This is a genomic window from Tsukamurella soli, assembly GCF_039541155.1.
Taxonomy (GTDB): Bacteria; Actinomycetota; Actinomycetes; order Mycobacteriales; family Mycobacteriaceae; genus Tsukamurella; species Tsukamurella soli.
The window spans coordinates 36,656-55,435 of the sequence record NZ_BAABFR010000003.1; the positions used below are offsets into that span (position 1 = coordinate 36,656).

Genomic DNA, 18,780 nt, shown 5'->3' on the forward strand with positions numbered 1-18,780 from the left:
GCCGGACCAGCGAAAGGACGATTGTTGCGGTCGCCGTGATTCGGCGGCCCCACCGGGCGGAATCGCCCACCCGGCGCACGCGTTGCACGGGCCATGAGCACACTCGCCGATCCGTTGCTGCAGTTGTTCGCCGACACGTCGGACTCGATCCTCATCACGATCAAACGCGACGGCCGACCGCAGTCGTCGAACGTGACCCACGCCTGGGACGCCGCGGAGAGCACCGCGCGGATCTCGGTGACCGACGACCGCGCGAAGACCCGCAACATCCTCCGCGACCCGCGGGTGTCGCTGCACGTGAACGCCGCGAACTTCTACGGCGGCTACGCCGTGGGCGAGGGGCGCGGGACGCTCACGCCGGTCGCCGAGTCGCCCGACGACGAGACCGTGGCGGCGCTCATCGACTACTACCGCGCGATCCGCGGCGAACATCCCGACTGGAACGAGTACGCCGCGGCCATGATCGAGCAGAAGCGACGGTTGCTGGCGGTGCCGATCGAGCGCGTCTACGGCTTCGTGCGGTGACGCGGCGTTAGAGGCGTCAGAGGTCGAGCGCCTCGATCGTGGCCCCAGGGTCGGGTCCGAGCACGGCGGAGAGTCGGGGCGCGAGATCGCGGCACGCCGCGAGCAGCGGTCCCAGCACACGCGTGAAGTCCCCGGCGCCCAGCCGCGCGGACGGCCCCGCCACGGTGATCGCGCCCAGCACCGTCGGCTGCTCGTCGCCGTCCACGCCCCCCGGGTATGCGAGCAGCGGCGCCGAGATCCCTGCGATGCCGGGGTGGTTCTCGCCGAACGACGTCTCGTAGCCGCGCTCACGGGTCACCCGGAGCTGGTCCGTCGTGATGCCGCCGAGGTCCATTCCCGCGAGTTCGGCCGCCGGGAGGTAGGCGAGGATGATCCGCCCGCTCGCGCCGGAGACCAGCGGCGACCGCTCCCCCAGCACCCCCGCGGGATCGACCGTCGGCCGCGCCGGGGCGGGAACGCCGAGCACCAGCACCCGGTAGCCGCCGGAGCGCAGGTGCAGCACCGCGGCCTCCCGGGTGACCTGCGCGAGCCGAGTGACCACCGGGTAGACGGCCCGCAGCAGCGCCGGGCGCGGTCCGATCAGCGCAGCGAGTGCGACCGACCTGCTGGCGACGCGATACCCGTTGCGACCCAGATGATCCAGGTAGCCGCCCTGCTCCAGATCGCGGAGCACCCGGAAGGTCTGCGACTCCGAGAGACCCACCCGCGCGGCCACCGCCGACAGGCCCGCCGGCTGCCGCATCCCGGCGAGTGCCTCGAGCACCTGGAGACCCCGTAGCGCGGTACCCACGACGCCATACTTGCAGATTCCGCAAGTCGAGTGGAGACAACGGCACCGGTAGAGCGCCAATGGTGGCATGACCGCTTCATCGACCGGCCCTTCCGCCCCGGATGGCGTCACCGGGCGCCTCGCCACCTGGATCCACGACCTCACCTGGGACGACATCCCCGCCCACGTCCGCACCCGTGCGGCACACCTCGTGCTCGACGGGCTCGGCTGCGCGCTCGTCGGCGCGCAGCTGCCGTGGTCGCGGCTCGCGACCGAGGCCGTGCTCAGCATCGAGGGCGACGGTGCCGCCACCGTCATCGGCACGGGCCGCACCACCACGCCGTCCGGCGCCGCACTGCTGAACAGCACCTTCATCCAGGGCTTCGAGCTCGACGACTTCCACCCGTTCGCGCCGCTGCACAGCGCGTCGCTGCTGGTGCCCTCCCTGCTGGCCACCGCGGCCCATCTCGGCCGCGCGGTGAGCGGTCGCGAGCTGCTCACCGCCGCCGTCGTCGGGTTCGAGGTGGGTCCGCGCGTCGGCTACTCCATCGGCGGCACCGGGATGCTCTCGCGCGGATGGCACTCGGGCCCGGTGTTCGGCGGCCCCTCGGCCGCCGCGGCGTGCGCGAAGCTGCGCGGCCTGGAGCCCGCACAGATCGAGGACACACTCGGCTTCGCTGCCACGCAGTCGGCGGGGCTGATGTCGGCGCAGTACGAAGCGATGGGCAAGCGTATGCAGCACGGCTTCGCCGCCCGCAACGGCTTCTACTCCGCAGCCCTCGCCGCGACCGGCTACACCGGGATCGACCAGGTCTTCGAGCGCGAGTACGGCGGCTACGTCGCCGTCTACGGCGAGGGCCACCCGACCGACGCAGGCGCCATCGTCCGCGGGCTCGGCGAGCACTGGGAGACGACGATGGCGATGGTCAAGTCGTGGGCGGTGATGGGCGGCCTGCACGGTGCCGTGCAGGCCGCCCAGGCGCTACGGACCCGGCTCGCCGACCGGACGATCGACGCGATCGACATCCGGGTGGGGGACGTCGTCTACCACCACGGCTGGTGGCGGCCGGAACGCCCGCTGGCGGCGATCGGCGGCCAGATGAACATCGGCTACGTCACCGCGGTCACCCTGCTCGACGGGACCGCCCTGCCCGAGCAGTTCACCCAGGCCCGCCTCGACGCCGACGACGTGTGGCGGCTGCTGGACCGCACCCACGTCGCGCTCGACCGCTCGATCGACGAGCTGCCGCTCGGCGAGCGGTTCCAGACCCACATCACGCTCACCTTCACCGACGGGTCGACCGACAGCGAGTCCGTGATCGCGCCCCACGGCAACCCGCAGGACCCCATCACCGACGACGAGGTGGTGACCAAGTTCCGCGCCCTCACCGACCGCGTGATGGAGCCGGACCGGGCCGGGGGCATCGTCGATATCGTCCGCGGCCTGGCCGACGCCCCGTCGGTGGCCCCGCTCGTCGCGCTGCTCGCGCAGCCGGTCGGACGGGCGCTGGACCGATGACCACCGGATCGACCACCACCCCGGCCCGCGCCCGCCTGCGCGAACTCCTCGACGCCGGCCGGCTGATCGCGGCGCCCGGCGTCTTCGACGGCATCAGCGCACACCTGGCCCGGCGCACCGGCCACACCGCCGCGTACCTCACCGGGGCGGGCGTCGCGGCCGCGGGATTCGGGCTACCCGATATCGGCCTGCTCACCCAGACCGAGATGGTCGAACGCGCACGGATGACGGTGCGCGTCCTCGGTGACGTACCGCTGCTCGCGGACGCGGATACCGGGTACGGCGCCCCGATCAACGTCGTGCGCACCGTCCGTGAGTACGAGGACGCCGGCGTTGCGGCCATCCAGCTCGAGGACCAGGCATTCCCCAAGCGGTGCGGCCACCTGCCCGACAAGGAGCTCGTGAGCGCCGACGACTTCGTCCGCAGCCTCGGCGCCGCGCTCGCGGCCCGGGAGGACCACGCGATGCTGGTCATCGCCCGCACCGACGCCCGCGGCCCGCTGGGCCTCGACGAGGCGATCCGGCGGGCCTGCAGGTACGCCGCCGAGGGCGCTGACATCGTCTTCGTCGAGGCGCCGCGCGACGATGCCGAGATCGAACGGATCGCCACCGAGGTCGATGCTCCGCTGCTGATCAACCTCGTCATCGGCGGTCTGACCCCCGAGCAGTCGGCCGACCGGTTGCAGCAGCTCGGGTATGCGATCGCCATCCACCCCTCCGCCGCCCTGGCCCAGGCGACGTTCGGGACGCTCAGCGCGATGTGCGCACTCCGCGGGGTCGACATCGCGCAGTTCCTGCCCACCGGCCCGGAGGGCTTCTTCGACCTGGTCGGATTGGCCGAGTGGTTCGAACTCGGCGAGCGGTTCCGGCCCGCGCCGACCGCCGCGATCGGAAGGGATGCCTGACATGGGCGCGACGATCATCGAGAGGATCCTGGCCCGCAAGGCCGGAGTCGACAGGGTCACCGTCGGCGACACCGTGACGGTCGACGTGGACATGACCGTGCTGATCGACCTGCAGTTCGCCACGATGTGGCTGCCGCCGCTGAGGATCGCCGACCCGGACCGGGTCGCGATCGTCATGGACCACGCCGTGCCGGCCCCGACGATCAAAGACGCCGCCGGCGGACCCCGGGCCCGGGCGTTCGCGGCGGACTTCGGGATCACGCGGTTCTACGACGTCGGGCGGCACGGGATCTGCCATCAGGTGATCGCGGAGAACGGTCTGGCCCGTCCCGGCGAGATCCTGGCCTGTACCGACAGCCACACGTGCGCGGGCGGCGCCTACAACACCGCCGCTCGCGGCCTCGGACCCGCCGAGGTGTACTCCATCCTGTGCACCGGCCGCACCTGGTTCCAGGTGAGCCCCACCATCAGGTACGAGCTGGTCGGCGAGCTGCCCGACGGGGTCGGCGGCAAGGACGTGTTCCTGTACCTCGCGGATCGCTGGGGCGACGCCACCAACCGCAGCCTGGAGTACGGCGGCCCCGGCCTGGCGTCGATCCCGCTGCACGACCGGCGGACGATCGCGACCCAGGGCGCGGAGGTGTCCGCGGACTTCTCCACCTTCGAGTACGACGACACACTGGCCGCCCACTTCGAGGCGCTGGGCGTCGGCGGGTACGAGCCTGCCCGGCCCGACATCGACGCCGGATACGAGGAGGTCCGCACGATCGACCTGTCGACTCTGGTGCCGTACGTCGCCCGACCCGGCACCGTCTCCCGCAACGGGCTGCCCGTGTCGCAGATCGAGCCCCGCCGGATCGACCAGGCGTTCATCGGCTCCTGCGCCAACGGCCAGCTCGACGACCTCCGGATCGCCGCGGCGATCCTGCGCGGCCGCACCGTCGCCGCCGGCGTGCGACTGATCGTGACGCCGGCCAGCCAGCAGGTGTACCGCGACGCGATGCGGCTGGGGTACCTGCAGGACATCGCGGACGCCGGCGGGGTGGTCACCAATGCCACGTGCGGTGCGTGCTTCGGGTACCACATGGGGGTGGTCGGCCCCGGCGAGGTGTGCCTGACCTCGAGCACCCGCAACTTCACCGGCCGGATGGGATCCCCCGAGGCCGAGATCTACATGGCCTCCCCGGCCACCGTCGCCGCCTCGGCTGTGGCAGGACACATCGTCGACGCGCGAGAGGCGGCCCACCGATGAGCGAGGTGTCCACCGCGGCCCGGCTGCGGGTGACAGGACGGGTCTGGGTGTTCGGCGACGGCCTGACCACCGACGACATGTATCCGCCCGACGCGATGAAGCTCGACCTTCCCGAGGCTGCGAAGCAGGTGTTCTACGCCGTGCGTCCCGGCTGGACCGAGGAGGTCCGGCCCGGCGACGTGGTCGTGGCAGGTCGGAACTTCGGCCTCGGTTCGTCCCGGCCGGTCGCAGCACTCTTCAACCACCTCGGCGTCGCCGCCCTGATCGCCGAGGAGTTCAACTCGCTGTTCTTCCGGAACGCGGTGAACGCGGGGCTGCCGGCGATGACGGTGCCCGGCGCGACGAGCCGGTTCACCGACGGGGACATCGCCGCGCTGCACCTGGCGACGGGACGGTGGCGCAATCTCACGACGGACGCCGGCGGGACCGTGCCCGTGCTGCCCGACCTCGTGCTGCAGATCATCGCCAGCGGCGGCGTGCTGCCCAGGCTCGCCGAGCAGGGCTACCTACCTGCGGAGCTCGCCGACGTGCTCCGATCGCCCGCCGCCACCGCCGCAGGGCAGGGCAGTGGGGCGTGACCACCCGGGGAGTCCTCCGGATCCCCACCCGCGGCGGCAGCGACTGCTTCGTGATCACCGCGACTCGCCGGGCAGCGAGGGATGGGTCACGCCCCCCGGTCCGGAGCCGAGGACGCGCAGCAGGTTACCGGTGATCCGCCCGATGACCGGCGCGGGGCACACGGTACCGGCGGCGCACAGGGCCAGGTCGGGGATCCAGTTGTTGGTCCCCGAGTCCCACACCGCGGCATGCCCCTCCGGATCGGTGTAGTAGGTCATATCGGAGTAGAAGGTGTCCCCGATCCGGGTACGCGGCTGCGCCTGAGCCGCGTCGAGCGGCGAATGCGCGAACACCTGGACGTCGGCCGGGTCACTCAGCCCGGGTTCGAGGCTGTCGACGTCGGACCGGATCACCCCGGGTACCTGTTGCCCGTCACGCAGTCCCGTGCCGGCGAATATCCACGCCCGGCTGTCGGAGACGGTGAGGGCGGCGGCAGGCGCGGACGGCTCGAGGAACCCGTTGTAGGACTCGCCGACGAACTGGTCCTCAGGCCAGCTCGCGGGGGGCGATGCCCAGGTGTTGCCGGTCACGCGCAGCGGGTCGCCGCGGCCGTCGAGCGGATCCGCGGACGAGTCGCGGTAGTCGACCTCCTCACGATCGGGGCCGAGAGCGGACGGTGCGAGGCGCACATGCCGCAGCATGGCGCTGGCGCCGAAGAACGCCAGGTTCACCCCCGCCCGGTGAGCGGCCACCGCCGCGCGGCGCTCGCGGAGGGACCAGCACTCGTCGTGGCCGAGCGAGAACACGGCCCGATGGTCGGTGAGGATCTCCGGGTGATCGACCACGGTCAGATCGGTGGCGTAGGCGACGTCGAGGGAGTGCTGCTCGGCCCACTGCACCAACGGCAGTTCCAACGACAGGAAGTCGCCGGTGCCCTTACCGCCGTTGTAGCCGAAGGCGTACGGCCGATCGAAGGACACGACCCGGGCCCGTGAGCACAGCGGGTACACGTCCTGCGGGCAGCCGCCGCTGCCGACGTAGTAGTCGTATCCGCCGTATGGATTCCACGCCTGCCAGGTCAGCACGTCGTTCTTGATCAGGTACGTGGCACGGCTGCCTGGATCCCACACGGTCACGGGGATGTAGGACCGCTGGCCGCCGCTGCCGACAAGCTTGAACAGGTAGTCGCCCTGCACGAAGGCACGGGTGATCGGCACGCGTAGCGACACCGCCCAGTCGCTGCAGGACACCATGTTGGTGTCGGATGTGCGCGGGCACGGCTGCTGAACCCTGCCCGGCACCGTCGTGGACGTCCACACCAGTCGGGCGCCGGTGCCACGGTAGTAGCCGACGCGGTAGGCCTCGACGTGGAACCGAGCGGCATCGGTGGAGACGTACAGACTCAGGGTGTCTCCGGCCGCGGCGTACGTGCGGCTGGCGTAGCCGGCGATCATGCCGGGCGGTACGCCCCGGATCCGCCATGCTGTGGTTCCCGGGCGAGCGTTCTCCGCGGCCACCCATCGTGCGGTCACGCCCGCCGGACCCGGCTCGGTCGGGGCAGGCGTGTCCGCCCGGCTCGCGGTCGACGAATGTCCGGATCTATCAGCAGACGGGGCACAGCCGACCGCCGCCAGCGCTGTCACCACGACCAGCGCCGACGCAGACAACACCCGCCACCAGGGACGGCCACTCGGCATGACATCTATCGAAGCACCGTCCGGCCCGGTATTCCAGGTCGCCGGGACGGTCACGGACGTGCGGGTCGGACGCGGCGGCCGTAGCGTCGATGTATGAGCACGTCATGGCAGGATCCCGGCGCGGTATCGCTGATGCTCGACGAGTGCACGACATGGGCTGTCGTGGGCCTCTCGGGCGACCCGGCGAAGACCGCGTACCGGATCGCCGCACTGTTGCAGTCCCGCGGCAAGACGATCGTTCCCATCCACCCCAGCGCCCCCACCGTGCTCGGTGAACGCGGCTACGCGACGCTCGCCGAGGTGCCGTTCACAGTCGACGTCGTGGACGTGTTCCGCCGCTCCGAGTCGGCCGGACCGTTCGTGGACGACGCGATCGCCGTCGGAGCCCGCGGGATCTGGTTCCAGCTCGGGGTGATCGACCAGGCAGCCTTCGCCCGCGCGGCCGCGGCCGGCGTCCCGATGGTGATGGACACGTGTCCGGCAATCGAGTGGCGCCAGCGGAGCGGATGACGTCCGTCCCACGGCCCGCACATGACCGGCTGGTGACCGATATCGCGATCGCTGCGCCGTCGACGGGCGCCAGGGACCGGGCTATGCACCGTCGCCGACATCGCGCAGTGAACCGATCATGCCCTGCAGGATCCGGAACGCTTCCGACTGCTCGGCCTCGGTCATGCCCGCCAGCATTCTCACCTCGACGGACCGCACCGCCACGGTCGCCTTCGCGAGGCTCCGGCGGCCGCGAGGGGTGAGCCGCGTGGGAAGAACCTTTCCAACGGGCGCCTCCGCAGGCCGGCTCACGTAGCCCTCCCGTTCCAGCGCCTGGAGCAGCACGTTCATCGACTGCCGTGTCACGAACGCGCCCCGCGCCAGCTCGGAGTTCGACAGGCCCGGTCGTTGCGCCAGCAGCTCGAGGCAGGAGTAGCGCGTCACGCTCATCCCGAGCGGCCGCAGCACCTCCTCCATGGCCGCGCGCAGCGCGCTCGACGCCTCCTTCAACAGGTAGCCCAGAGACGTCTGGAGATCGACGCCGGTGCCGTCTTGACTCATGTCAGTATTCTGACATAAATTGGGTGTGTCAGGAAGCTGACACGAATCGAAGGAGCATCATCATGCCAGTCACCGGCCCCGACTTCATCTCCCTCCAGGCGCACGATCTCGCCGCTTCGCAGGCGTTCTACGAGCACTACCTGGGCCTCGTCCGCTCACCGGCCGGACCTCCGCACGCCGTCGTCTTCGAGACGAAGCCGATCGCGTTCGCACTCCGCGACGTCGTTCCCGGCACCGATCTCGCGTCCGTCGCCCAGCCCGGCATCGGCGCCGCGATCTGGCTGCACGCCACGGACGTCCAGGCCATTCACGATGCCCTCGTCGCGGACGGTCACACCATCGTCTCCGCACCGATCGACGGCCCCTTCGGGCGGACATTCACCTTCGCCGACCCCGACGGCTACCAGGTCACCCTCCACGACCGCGCCTGACCAGCCGGACGCCACCGGTTCGTCAGGAGTGAACAGTATCGCCGCGTGCGCCCGTCGACGCATCGAGTGGAGCCTAGGAGATTCGATATCTCTAGGAGCCTCCTGACTGTCCACGACGTGGCTGACGGGGGTCATCGTGGCTGTTGTGGCCCTGTGGCGGTCGGTTTATCTGCAGGTTCTCCTCGACGGATTTCTTGCGCGGCCGGTGGCCGGGTCCCCAGCTCGAGGAGTCGGCTGCGGAGCGCCTCGTTCTCGGTGCGTAGTTGCTCGAGCAGTTCGGTCAGCTGGCGGTTGCGGTCGATCGCGGTTGCGAGCTTGGTGCGGAGAGATTCCACGCTTGCCGCGGTCGAGCGTTCGGTTCCGGCGGTGGCAGTGCCGCGTTTCGCGTCGATTTCCTGGCGGAGCTGGAGATGTTTGTAGAGAAAGCTGGTTGAGACGTCGGCGGCTTGGGCGACGGCGACGAAGGTCACGGGTTGTCCGGTGTTGTGCAGCCGGGTGATGGCTCGCCGTGCGCGGGCGGTCGCGCTGGTTGTGCGGGCGGCGGCGGCCGCGGTGAGGCGGGCTGTGCGGTGATCGCGGTCGCCTTCACTCACCTGGGTTCCTGCGCGTCTGGGCTGATTTCGTCGATGAGCTTGGTGACCTTGTCGAGCATGCTCTTGTTCAGTTCCGCTGCCTGACTGTCGCCGTTTTCCTGTGCTTGGGCGGCGAGTTGTTTGAGCTGGTCGCGGTGGGTGATGTGCGCGCCGAGGAAGGTACGGCCGCCAGGGTCGTGGAAGGAGCAGTCGATGCAGGGGTTCGGGCGGAATTCGCAGCGTTGCGTCGCGGGGAGCGTGCAGAACCCGTTCGGCAGTGCGGTCGTGAAGCGGGCTCGCAGTCGCTCGACGGTGGCGTCAGCGCCGTTGTCGGGGTTAGTGTCCCAGAACTCTCGGGCTTTCCGGGCGAGGGTGTCGTCGGTGATGCGGGCGTACGTCGCGGTCATGGTGTCGCTGTGGTGGCCGAGGAAGTCGCGAACTTCCGGTTGGGTCCATCCGTTATTGAGCAGGTTCATCCCGATGGTGTGCCGGAAGCGGTGGACGTCGCCGCCGGAGATCTTCTCGCCGGTGGTGACGGAGGTGGTGATGTCGTGCTCGCGGAACAGTGCGGCGAGGCGGTGCCGCAGGCCGCTGGTGGACCAGGGCTGGGTGCGGCCGGCGACGGCGCTGGATCGGGCGCCGGGGAAGAGGTGTTCGGCGTCGGGCCCGTAGGTGTCGCGGACGCGGGTCTGCTGGTCGCGGATGATCGTAGCGAGGCCATCGGGGACGGGAAACCGGCGCCAGGCACTGGTTTTGGTCATCCAGTATTCGATCCAGTACCCCTGGTCGCTGTGTTGGAGGCAGTCGATCGGGAGGCTGACGAGTTCGGAGATGCGGCACCCTGCCCACCGTGTGGTGGCGATCATCGCTCGGAGGGTGGGATCGGTGTCCGGGTTGTCGACGATCAGGGTGTCGATGCGTTCGATGACGTCGGGAGGGAAGGGCCTCGGCCGGCGGGTCTTGCGGTGGACGTTCTCGCCGCGGCGCAGGAAGACCGCCGATCCCAGGTCGTCGACGAGTCCGCAGTCGCGGAGTGTTTCCAGCAGGTAGGCGGCGGTGTTCGCGAGCTGGGGGTTCGCCTTGGTGTCGGGGCGGCGGGTCCATTCGAGGTAGTCGAGGAACACCGTCCGGGTGACCGCCGGCGGTTCGGGGACGGTTCCGTCGAGGGTGAGGAACTGGGCGAATTGACGGGTGGCGCGCAGCCACTGGGTGAGCGTTCCCCAGGACATGCTGGAGGTGGACAGCTGTTGGCGGGCGAGGCGTTTGACGGCGTCCTTGAGCCAGGGCACCGGGACGGTGGCCCAGTCGACGGCGGTCCGTGTCGCCCCGGTTTGGGTGGTGTCGAGGACGAACTCGAACCCGTCGCGCCAGTGCCAGTGGTCCGCGGCCCACGGGTCGGGGTCGGTGGCCCCGTGCAGGAGCCGGAAGAACCTGCGGATATAGGGGGCGCAGAGGGAGTCGAAGTTGGTGTAGGGCCAGTGCTGCCGGCACAGCATTAGCCAGTCGTCGACGGGTCGTTCGGTCAGGGAGCTGGTGATGCGCCCGGCGGCGACCTCGATGAGGACGATCAGGACGCGGCGCAGTCCGGCGTTGGGGGTCCAGTCGCCGCGGCCGATCTTGGTGGCGGCGACGAACCGGATTTCGTCGGCGGCGGCCGCGGGGATGCGGCGGAAGTCGACGACCTGGGTGATAGTGGGCCTGCCCCGTGGCACGCCGACGGGCAGGGCGCTGATGGTGGCCCAAGCGTCGAAGTCGGCGGGCTGTCCGGCGCGGAACCACTGGAAGTAGTGGGCGTAGCACAGGCCCGACGTGGCGGCTGCGCGTCCGCCGGGGCCGCCGAGCCAGTACCGTTCGCCGTCGCAGTCGGTGACGGCGCAGGGGTCGGTGGCGGCGCGGCGGCGGTCGCCGGCGACGTCGACGACCGGCCACGTCGGCGCGCACCAGGGCCCGTCCGGCACTTGCAGAGCGGGGATGTCGCTAAGCCCTGACCGGGCGCGCTCGCCGTTACCGCGTGCCATAGCCGTCTCCCTTCACTCGGTGCTGCTGCGGTTCTCGCCAGACCAGATGCTCGGTGTGGCGGAGCTTTTCGGCGAGGTCGTCGCTGGCGAGGTGGATGTACACGTCGGCGCTAGCTGAGTGGGATTGGCCGAGGCGGGCGGCGATTTCGGCGGCGGTCCATCCGGCTTTGGCCAGGGCGGTGGCGTGGGTGTGGCGGAGCATGTGCGGGTTGAGGTCATCGATCCCGGCGGCGGCGCCGATCCGTTCGATGAGCTGGTAGGCATTGGAGTAGGTCATCGGGCCGCCGACGGGTGGGCGGGAGAGGTTGACGAAGACGTAATCACTGTCGACGTGGGCGATCTCACCGAGCAGGTACGCGGCGTACAGGTCGAAGAACCGCCGTGGTGCGTCAACGATGAACTGGGTCTTCTGCTTCGACAGGGCGCCGTTGGCGTTGTCGTCGCGGCGGCAGATCATCACCTGCCTTCGCATCGGGTTCAGGTCGCCGTGGCGCAGGCCGAGCGCTTGGCCGACCCGCAGGCCCAGGTCGTACTGCGCGGACAGCAGCAACCGATCACGGGTGGTCGACGCCGCGGCGAGGAGCTTGGCGAAGTCGGTTTCGAAGTCGATCACCTGCACGGTCTCGGCCGGCTGCCGGTCGGGCCGGGCCAGGCGGGAGACCTCGCGGGGGCGGCGCTGTTCGAGGTGTGCGAGGAAGCTGTGCGCGCGCCGCGGCAGCTTCGACGGGTTGCGGGTCACGACCAGATCCTGCGGTCCGCGGCCCTCGACGCGGTGGTACTCGTAGAACTCACGGACCGCGGCACTGACCGCTTTCACGGTGCCGGGTGCGCGGCCTCCGCACCGTGACGGCAGCGGCGGCAGTCCTGCGGTGAGGACCGCGACGAAGTCACACAGCTGCTGGAAATCCAGGTCGTCCCAGGAGATTCCCCGGGCGGCGAGCCAGCGGTAGAACTGGCTCAGGTGCCGCGCGTACGAGCGGACGGTGTTCCGGGAACGCCCGATCGCCCGCTGCCAGTGCAGGAACTGCTCGATCTCGGGCACCGGCAGCCCGTTCTCGTCGATGACCGTCCACGACCGGACCCCGTGAACCGTGACCTGGGCGGCCCTCATCGCTGGTCCTCGAGGCCGTCGTCGCGGCGCGGCCGGCGGGTCTTGATGTCGGTGCGCCGCCGATGCTGCTCATCGCGTACGACATCCTCGGTGCCGACGAGGTCGTCGGCGGGTAGCCGCCCGGGCAGCCACCGTACGTCCCGTTTGCGCCACGCGGCGTACCGCTGTTGCACCCGATCCATCGGGACCTCGAACCGTTCCCAGTGCACGCCGGGGGCGCTGACCCAGATCCGCCGCACGTGCGAATCGGTGGCCGCGTCGTAGTCCCAGGTCAGTTCGCAGTGCGTGGGATCGCCCACCAGCTGCAGGGTCTGTGAGTCCTGCTTGATGAACGCCTTACGCCGGGTGTTGGTGCCCTCCATCTCCTTGTGATGGATCGCCAGGTAGGTGCGGCCGTGGCTGCTCACCTCCGACCACTGGTAGGGCCGTTTAACCAGGTGTCCGGGCGGATGCATCCCCTGGGTGCTCAGCCAGACGTTGGTGCCGGCGGAGACGAACGCCGCGACGTGGCTGCCCCGCAGCAGCGGTTGCAGCACCGTCCGTAGGTGCGCCGGCTGCTCCGCGGTCAGTGCGTTCCAGTGATCGACCGCGGCCAGCAGCAGCGCGCCGACTCCGATCGTCACCGGGCGCAGGATCCGCTGCGCCTCCTTTCGGGACACCGTTCCCTGCAGCGGGTTGAGGTCGTCCATGAGTGTCGTCACGATCTGTCTCCTCTCGATGTAATTACTTGCGTGGAATTTTGCCTAACGTGGTATGGTTCTCAGGTAGGCAACACGCCGTGACCTGCAGAATTAGCCACACCGGCTCGCCTCGATCTCGCGCACGAGACGGGCGTCACACCAGTCACTTACGTTTCAGGTGGAGATAACCGGGTCGGCAGGAAAATCGCAGTTCACACGGTGTTTCTGCACGGATTTGCGGTGGTGCCGCGATAGCGTGGAGCGCAGGGATCGATCGAGGGATTTGGAGGCGATCTGGGTGACGGCACTCTTCTCGCAGGCCGAGGCGAACCCAGTGATGGTTGCGCTGACGCGACTAGCTCACGGCTGGTCGAAGAAGCGGCTCGCTGAGGAGGCCGGGGTCTCCGGATCGCACGTCACCCGGGTCGAGGCCGGTGCTCTGCCGCTGGCCGGTAAGGCGCTCGATGACTACGCGAAGGCGCTGCACTGCCCGGTCGAGGCGCTGTGCGTCGCGTTCGAGCGATCCCCTGCGCAGGGCACGCACTTCCGCGCCAACGCCACCACCGCGGAGTGGAAGCGTGACCGCGTCTGGGCGCGCGCCAACCTGGTTGCGATGCGCCTCGGCCGGGTCGTCGCCCACACCGACCTGGACCCGGAGCTGGCGCTGCCCGATCTCGACCCCGGGGACTACGCCGCCGAGCTCGGTGAGATCACCGTCGCGCAGGTCCTACGCCGGCTCTGGCGGATCGCTGGGCCCATCCGGTCGATGGTCGAACTACTGGAAGCGGCGGGGGTTTTCGTCGTCGTCGAGGACTTCCACGACCGCGAGATCGACGCCGTCACCCTGCGCGCCACCGCGCATCACCCGCACCTGGTGTACGTCAACGCAGCGCTATCGCCGGACCGGATGCGCATGACCCTCGCGCACGAACTCGGGCACCTGGTGATGGATGCGATGACCCTGGTCAGCCCAGCCGAAACCGAACGTCGGGCGGATGTTTTCGCCGCTGAGTTCCTCGCCCCGGTCGACGACATCGGCCCGGCGCTGGACCGGGTCTCGACCCGAACCGTCCACGAGCTCGACGAACTGCGCCTGGACTGGGGGGTGAGCGAGTCCTCGCTCGTCGTCCGTGCACGTGAGCGCGGCGTGCTCTCCGACCGGCAGTACCGGGCGATGTTCCGTCTGCTCAACGAGACCGGCCGGATGTACGGCGCCCGGCCCGGTGTCCTGGCCGAGACCCCCGAGCTCGCGCGGGATGTCCTCGCTCAGCTCGCCACCGACGGGTACAGCACCACCGAGCTCGACGCCCTGACACTGCTGAGCTCCGACCGCCGCACCAGCCTGTTCGGTGCACCCGAGGGTGCTAGCGCCGGCAGCCGGCACCTGACCGTCGTCTAACACCGCGGGCCGCCGGGATGTCGCGATGGGGCTGGAACCGCAAGGACGCGGTCAAAGACCACCACTGGCGAGTCCCGCGCGGTTCGAACAAGGCGGTGCAGGCCAAAGAGCAGGACGACGCCGCAGGCGGCCGCCACAACCGCGTCATCCGCACCGCGCCCGACGCTCTCGGGCGGGTGGTCCTCCGGTGCCAATACCGGCGCCTGTACGCGGAGCTGCGGTGGACCGATGCGACGAAGAAACACGCCGAGTACCTCGGCGAGATGACCTGGCATAGCCGCGCCGACAACCTCGCCGCCGCCTGGCGCGCAGCACACGCCCGCGGTCTCACGGCCAAGGTCCTCGCGGAAGAGTCCGCCGAAACCGGTAGCAACCAACCGCTCTGATGCCGCGCCCTACTGCATCCAGCGGGCGCAGTCTTCGGATGCCCGTGCCAGGACGGTGTCCAGGCGGCGGGGATCACGCGGGCCGCGGGTGAGGTAGGCGATCGCCGTCTGGTCGTCGAGGTCCGCTGACGGCGCGCACATCCAGCAGGCCGCCGTCCACGGCTCGGCGGCGCGCCGCAGGGCCTGCCAGATGGTCAGCAGCCGCTCATCCACCCAGCGGCCGTCCGGGAACTGCCACGCAGGGAACACCGGTGTGCCGCCGGCCAGCGGGACCCAGATCACCTGCTCCGCGGCGACCATCCGCGCCAGGTCATCGCCATCCAGATCGAGGTACCCGGTGACACCATCGACGTCGTAGAAGGGCCCGACGAGCTCGTCGAGTATCGCTCCCGCATCGGCGCCGGTTGTCGTCTCGTCCACGGAGGCGATGATCCGCGCGGCCCGGTGCACTTGTCCACCCGGATAAACGTCGCGCCGAGAGTGGATACTGACGACCATGACGGAAAGCGGCGACGAGGTGCGGTTCGTGTCCGGCAATGAGCGGCTGGCGCGGATTCTCGCCGACCCGGACTGGCGGACCCGGGTGGACGCCATCACCGCCGAGATGGACCTGATCGATCAGCGGTACCGCACGGCCGCACTCCTACTCGACGAAGCGGTGGCCACGACATCCGCAGAAGTCGGCGCCGGCACGACCGCCGAGGTTCTCACCGCACTCCAGCGTCATCTCACCGCCGCTGGCGTCCGCGAGCTCGGCATCACGCTCACATTCGACGATCACGACGCGACGGTGCCGTGGAACCGGATCGCCGACCATCCGCGGCGCGACACCCGCGACTGACCGCATGCACCGGACCCGCACCGATCTTCTAGTTGGGTGCGGCCTCGTCGGGGACGAATCCGCTCGCCGCGGCGTCCGCGGCACACAGGGTCCGGACCCAGCTTCCGCGGCGCGTGAGGCCGCCACCGCGGCCGCACTGCTCGCAGGTCCGCTCCGACCGTCGTTCCGCCGCCCGGATCAGTTCATCGAAGCCCGGCCGGGGCCGGTCCGGTTCGAGCTCCACGTAGTACCGCAGCCCACCGAACTTCTCCTTGACCTGCACCAGCTGGTAATCGGGGTCGATCGCGCCCAGCTCCCGGTCGAGATTGACGATCAGCCGGTACCAGCCCGGCCCGACATCCAGGCACCCGTACCACCCGGGAAGGAACCGTGCGCGGATCCCCGCCAGGTCATCCTCACTCACCTCGTCGGACATGCGGACCAGCCTGCCAGGACGCCTACACCGCGGTATGAGCGGCCCGGCATGGTCTGTTCGTTTGGGTTCGACGGGATGCCCCTGGTATTTCGCGCGCGCACGTCGCACACCGCTCCTACCAAGCAGTGCGTCACCGTCGAGCAACCTCCGAACTGATTACTGGCACGCTTGTACCAATGTCACGAAGATCAGATCGCAACCGCACCCCGCGCCACAAGCCCGAACCCGCACCGCTGGATCACACACCGCTGATGACGGCATTGCGGCAGGTGGAGATCGCCGTCAACGGCTTCAACCGCGAGGCCGCACGGATCGAGACCGAGTACGGCATCGCGATCTATCCCGAGCGGGTGGGCAACATGCACACCGATCTGGCGCGCTACATCGAGGTCGCGATCGGCATCGTCGCACGTAAGTTGCCGGTCGCCGTGTACGGGGCGGACAGCCGGCGCTGGACAGGCCCGCAGTCCCCGCGGCAGGTGTTCGCCCTGTACGAGGCGGCCGGCGACAACACCGCCGACTACCTGACGCAGATGGCTCTCAACACCGAGCGGATCAAGGCCAAGAAGGACGACCTCGACCGCAGCCTCAAGCAGAAGTGCCTGCGGCCGAAGACGAAAACGGGTGAGCCGTGCCAGATGAGGCCGCTGTACCAGGCCGGGGTCGGTCACCAGGAAGGGTTCGGCTGCTGGCGCCACGCCACCGACAAGGAGAAGCTCGAGCTCGAGAAGTCGCGCATCTCCATTGAGGTCAAGACCGGTTGCCCCGGCTGCAAGGCCGGACCCGGGGAGGCGTGCCTGATCCCCACCGAGGACGGCCTGACCCCCGCCCAGGCCGGCCTGACGATGGTCGACGGCGAGTGGCCGCGAGTGCGGGTTCTCGGCGGCGTCGAAATCCACGTCCCGCGGATCGAACTGATCCATCCTCGCGTCCTCGAACCGGCCGAGTAGGTCTGCCTCTGGCAGCAGCGCCAACCCCAGGGCCTGAAAACAGGCCGCCCCGGTAGCGGAGCCCTAGATGAACACCGCATAGCGTTCGGGACAGCGAGCCCGACCCCGATACGAGGAGTCCCCATGACGGATGAGTCGGATGTCCAGCAGGCCCCTGACGTCAACGATCCACCGTCGGAGACGGTGGACGAGCTCGCGGACGGTATGGGTGGCCGGTGGGTGGTCGCGTCCCAGGGATCTACGCACCTGTGGGATCTGGACGCGTTGACCTACACGCGCCGTCCCGGCCCCGCCAGCGCCTCGGGGGCGTTCGACTACGACGGCATCGCGCAACCGGATCACCCGGGTGACCCGGTGGCCGCGTGTCGGTGATCAGTCGCTGGTCTGGTTCCACGATCCCGCGAGCCCCTTCGACACCGAGCAGTTCCGCCGCGCGTCGGTGATCGTGTCGATCACCAGCGCCCCCGCGGCGACGGACGACGAATCGACCACCTGCGCCGGGCCCGGAGAAGGTCGCTGAGATAGGCATGCGGGGTAGGGCAGCCGTCGACGCAACGAGCCCCCGGGCCGGAAGGGGCTCGGGGACTCTTCGCTGAAAGCACTGTCAGCAAGGCCAGACAACAAGGTGCATCGCTGGCGCCTGTCTCCCCTGCGGCAGGTGTCTAAGCGAGCGCGTCGCGCAGGAAGTCGATCGCCAGCTTGCGAGCGACGTTGGCGGCCTTGGTGTCGCGAAGGCTATCGAGGAGCAAGAAGTCGTGCACCATCCCGGCGACTCGGACGGAGGTCACATCGACTCCCGCCTCACGCAGCTTGTTCGCGTACTGCTCGCCCTCGTCGCGGAGGACATCTGCTTCATCAGTGATGACGAGCGTAGGCGGAAGTCCCTTGAGTTCATCGAGAGTGGCCTGCAGTGGCGCCGCGTACTTTTCCGCGCGCTGAGCCGGATCGGTGGTGTACGCGTCCCAGAACCACTGCATGCCCTCTCGAGTCAGGTAATAACCCTCGGCGAACTGTAGGTAGGACGGCGTGTCGAAGTCTGCGTTCGCAACGGGGTAGAGCAGCGCCTGCGCCTTCAGGTCGATGCCCCCGCGGTCCTTGTTCATCAGCGCGAATACCGCTGACATGCAGCCTCCGACGGACTCGCCGGTGACTGCGATGCGGCTGGTGTCCATCCCGTGCGCAGCGCCGTTGGCCAGGACCCACTGGCCGACGGCGTAGTTCTGCTCGACCTGAGTCGGGTAGCCGGACTCGGGGGCGCGGTCGTAAACAGGGAAAACGCCGACAGCACCAGCGCCGACGGTGAGCTCGCGGAAAAGCCTATCGTGAGTCTTGTCGTCGCCGAAGACCCAGCCCGCGCCGTGAATGTAGACCAGGACCGGTAACGGGCCGGCAACGCCGCGTGGCCGAATAATGCGCGTCTTCACGGTGCCCCATTCGCCCGCGTCTACGTCGACCCACTCCTCATCGACGTCCGGCCGCGGAACGGACGGGTCGTTCTGAAGGTCAGCGAGGATCTGTCGCCCTTGCTCGGGCGGGACCTCGTAGATTCGTGGGTGCGGATCGGTGGCGTCGGAAAGTGCCTGCGCTTCGGGTTCGAGGTACGGGGTGATCGGCGGGGGAAGCTCGGACATGACTACTCCGTTCGTAGTGTGGGACGATCCGGTGCGTGCCTACGCCCACAATGTCGACAGTGCTTACATGT

Annotated in this window: 22 protein-coding genes; 12 read left to right on the forward strand and 10 right to left on the reverse strand. The window is 69.5% G+C overall.

The features are described from left to right. Positions 1-93: 93 nt before the first annotated feature. A complete protein-coding gene (locus ABD908_RS01610; RefSeq protein WP_344989935.1) occupies positions 94-525 on the forward strand; it encodes a PPOX class F420-dependent oxidoreductase in 432 nt (143 codons plus the stop codon). Between the two features lie 16 nt (positions 526-541). Here ABD908_RS01610 and ABD908_RS01615 read toward each other — a convergent pair whose 3' ends face one another. Next, the gene (locus ABD908_RS01615) at positions 542-1,315 is read right to left on the reverse strand and encodes an IclR family transcriptional regulator (protein WP_344989937.1); all 774 of its coding nucleotides are present in this window, start codon (positions 1,313-1,315) and stop codon (positions 542-544) included. Positions 1,316-1,382: 67 nt separating this feature from the next. On the opposite strand from ABD908_RS01615, the gene ABD908_RS01620 reads away from it, so the two are divergent. From ABD908_RS01620 to ABD908_RS01635, 4 genes are read left to right on the forward strand one after another with little or no spacing between them, the layout of a single operon-like run. Next, complete coding sequence (locus ABD908_RS01620) at positions 1,383-2,813, forward strand: MmgE/PrpD family protein (RefSeq protein WP_344989940.1); 1,431 nt, start codon at positions 1,383-1,385, stop codon at positions 2,811-2,813. Beyond that, positions 2,810-3,718 carry an isocitrate lyase/PEP mutase family protein gene (locus ABD908_RS01625; RefSeq protein WP_344989943.1) on the forward strand — a complete coding sequence of 303 codons (909 nt, stop codon included), beginning with the start codon at positions 2,810-2,812 and terminating at the stop codon, positions 3,716-3,718. Before ABD908_RS01620 ends, ABD908_RS01625 begins: the two co-directional genes overlap by 4 nt. Position 3,719: 1 nt before the next feature. Further along, entirely contained in the window at positions 3,720-4,970 is a 1,251-nt protein-coding gene (locus ABD908_RS01630; RefSeq protein ID WP_344989946.1) for a 3-isopropylmalate dehydratase large subunit, read from the forward strand. Between the two features lie 29 nt (positions 4,971-4,999). After that, complete coding sequence (locus tag ABD908_RS01635) at positions 5,000-5,548, forward strand: LeuD/DmdB family oxidoreductase small subunit (protein ID WP_344990118.1); 549 nt, start codon at positions 5,000-5,002, stop codon at positions 5,546-5,548. Between the two features lie 54 nt (positions 5,549-5,602). On the opposite strand, the gene ABD908_RS01640 is transcribed toward ABD908_RS01635, so the two are convergent. Beyond that, complete coding sequence (locus tag ABD908_RS01640; protein ID WP_344989949.1) at positions 5,603-7,060, reverse strand: N,N-dimethylformamidase beta subunit family domain-containing protein; 1,458 nt, start codon at positions 7,058-7,060, stop codon at positions 5,603-5,605. Positions 7,061-7,318: 258 nt separating this feature from the next. Here ABD908_RS01640 and ABD908_RS01645 point away from each other — a divergent pair, with 258 nt between their 5' ends. Further along, the gene (locus ABD908_RS01645; RefSeq protein WP_344989951.1) at positions 7,319-7,735 is read left to right on the forward strand and encodes a CoA-binding protein; all 417 of its coding nucleotides are present in this window, start codon (positions 7,319-7,321) and stop codon (positions 7,733-7,735) included. Positions 7,736-7,816: 81 nt separating this feature from the next. On the opposite strand, the gene ABD908_RS01650 is transcribed toward ABD908_RS01645, so the two are convergent. After that, positions 7,817-8,275 (reverse strand): MarR family winged helix-turn-helix transcriptional regulator, encoded by a 459-nt coding sequence (locus ABD908_RS01650; RefSeq protein WP_344989953.1) that lies wholly within the window; start codon positions 8,273-8,275, stop codon positions 7,817-7,819. 62 nt (positions 8,276-8,337) lie between these two features. Here ABD908_RS01650 and ABD908_RS01655 point away from each other — a divergent pair, with 62 nt between their 5' ends. After that, positions 8,338-8,706 carry a VOC family protein gene (locus ABD908_RS01655; RefSeq protein ID WP_344989955.1) on the forward strand — a complete coding sequence of 123 codons (369 nt, stop codon included), beginning with the start codon at positions 8,338-8,340 and terminating at the stop codon, positions 8,704-8,706. A gap of 131 nt (positions 8,707-8,837) precedes the next feature. On the opposite strand, the gene ABD908_RS01660 is transcribed toward ABD908_RS01655, so the two are convergent. Genes ABD908_RS01660 through ABD908_RS01675 form a run of 4 tightly spaced genes read right to left on the reverse strand, consistent with a single transcriptional unit; the run spans position 8,838 to position 13,108 of the window. Then, positions 8,838-9,299 carry a DUF6262 family protein gene (locus ABD908_RS01660; RefSeq protein WP_344989958.1) on the reverse strand — a complete coding sequence of 154 codons (462 nt, stop codon included), beginning with the start codon at positions 9,297-9,299 and terminating at the stop codon, positions 8,838-8,840. Beyond that, positions 9,296-11,296: a tyrosine-type recombinase/integrase gene (locus ABD908_RS01665; RefSeq protein ID WP_344989960.1), complete on the reverse strand. Its 2,001-nt coding sequence runs from the start codon at positions 11,294-11,296 to the stop codon at positions 9,296-9,298. The genes ABD908_RS01660 and ABD908_RS01665 overlap by 4 nt, the downstream gene beginning before the upstream one ends. Continuing rightward, positions 11,283-12,407, reverse strand: coding sequence for a tyrosine-type recombinase/integrase (locus ABD908_RS01670; RefSeq protein ID WP_344989963.1), 1,125 nt, complete (start codon positions 12,405-12,407; stop codon positions 11,283-11,285). Before ABD908_RS01670 ends, ABD908_RS01665 begins: the two co-directional genes overlap by 14 nt. Further along, positions 12,404-13,108, reverse strand: coding sequence for a hypothetical protein (locus ABD908_RS01675; protein WP_344989966.1), 705 nt, complete (start codon positions 13,106-13,108; stop codon positions 12,404-12,406). Before ABD908_RS01675 ends, ABD908_RS01670 begins: the two co-directional genes overlap by 4 nt. Positions 13,109-13,385: 277 nt before the next feature. On the opposite strand from ABD908_RS01675, the gene ABD908_RS01680 reads away from it, so the two are divergent. After that, a complete protein-coding gene (locus ABD908_RS01680; RefSeq protein WP_344989968.1) occupies positions 13,386-14,486 on the forward strand; it encodes an ImmA/IrrE family metallo-endopeptidase in 1,101 nt (366 codons plus the stop codon). 17 nt (positions 14,487-14,503) lie between these two features. After that, a complete protein-coding gene (locus ABD908_RS01685) occupies positions 14,504-14,872 on the forward strand; it encodes a hypothetical protein (protein WP_344989971.1) in 369 nt (122 codons plus the stop codon). Between the two features lie 9 nt (positions 14,873-14,881). Here ABD908_RS01685 and ABD908_RS01690 read toward each other — a convergent pair whose 3' ends face one another. Further along, positions 14,882-15,292: a hypothetical protein gene (locus ABD908_RS01690; protein WP_344989974.1), complete on the reverse strand. Its 411-nt coding sequence runs from the start codon at positions 15,290-15,292 to the stop codon at positions 14,882-14,884. Between the two features lie 76 nt (positions 15,293-15,368). Between ABD908_RS01690 and ABD908_RS01695 the strand changes: the two genes are divergently transcribed. Next, positions 15,369-15,713 (forward strand): hypothetical protein, encoded by a 345-nt coding sequence (locus tag ABD908_RS01695; RefSeq protein ID WP_344989977.1) that lies wholly within the window; start codon positions 15,369-15,371, stop codon positions 15,711-15,713. A 28-nt stretch (positions 15,714-15,741) separates the two neighbouring features. Here ABD908_RS01695 and ABD908_RS01700 read toward each other — a convergent pair whose 3' ends face one another. Then, positions 15,742-16,128, reverse strand: coding sequence for a hypothetical protein (locus ABD908_RS01700; protein ID WP_344989980.1), 387 nt, complete (start codon positions 16,126-16,128; stop codon positions 15,742-15,744). 251 nt (positions 16,129-16,379) lie between these two features. Between ABD908_RS01700 and ABD908_RS01705 the strand changes: the two genes are divergently transcribed. Next, positions 16,380-17,078, forward strand: coding sequence for a hypothetical protein (locus ABD908_RS01705; protein ID WP_344989983.1), 699 nt, complete (start codon positions 16,380-16,382; stop codon positions 17,076-17,078). Positions 17,079-17,201: 123 nt separating this feature from the next. Next, positions 17,202-17,450 (forward strand): hypothetical protein, encoded by a 249-nt coding sequence (locus tag ABD908_RS01710; protein WP_344989986.1) that lies wholly within the window; start codon positions 17,202-17,204, stop codon positions 17,448-17,450. A 290-nt stretch (positions 17,451-17,740) separates the two neighbouring features. Here the strand turns inward: ABD908_RS01710 and ABD908_RS01715 are convergent, their stop codons facing one another. Next, entirely contained in the window at positions 17,741-18,709 is a 969-nt protein-coding gene (locus tag ABD908_RS01715) for an alpha/beta hydrolase (RefSeq protein WP_344989989.1), read from the reverse strand. Positions 18,710-18,780 lie beyond the last annotated feature (71 nt).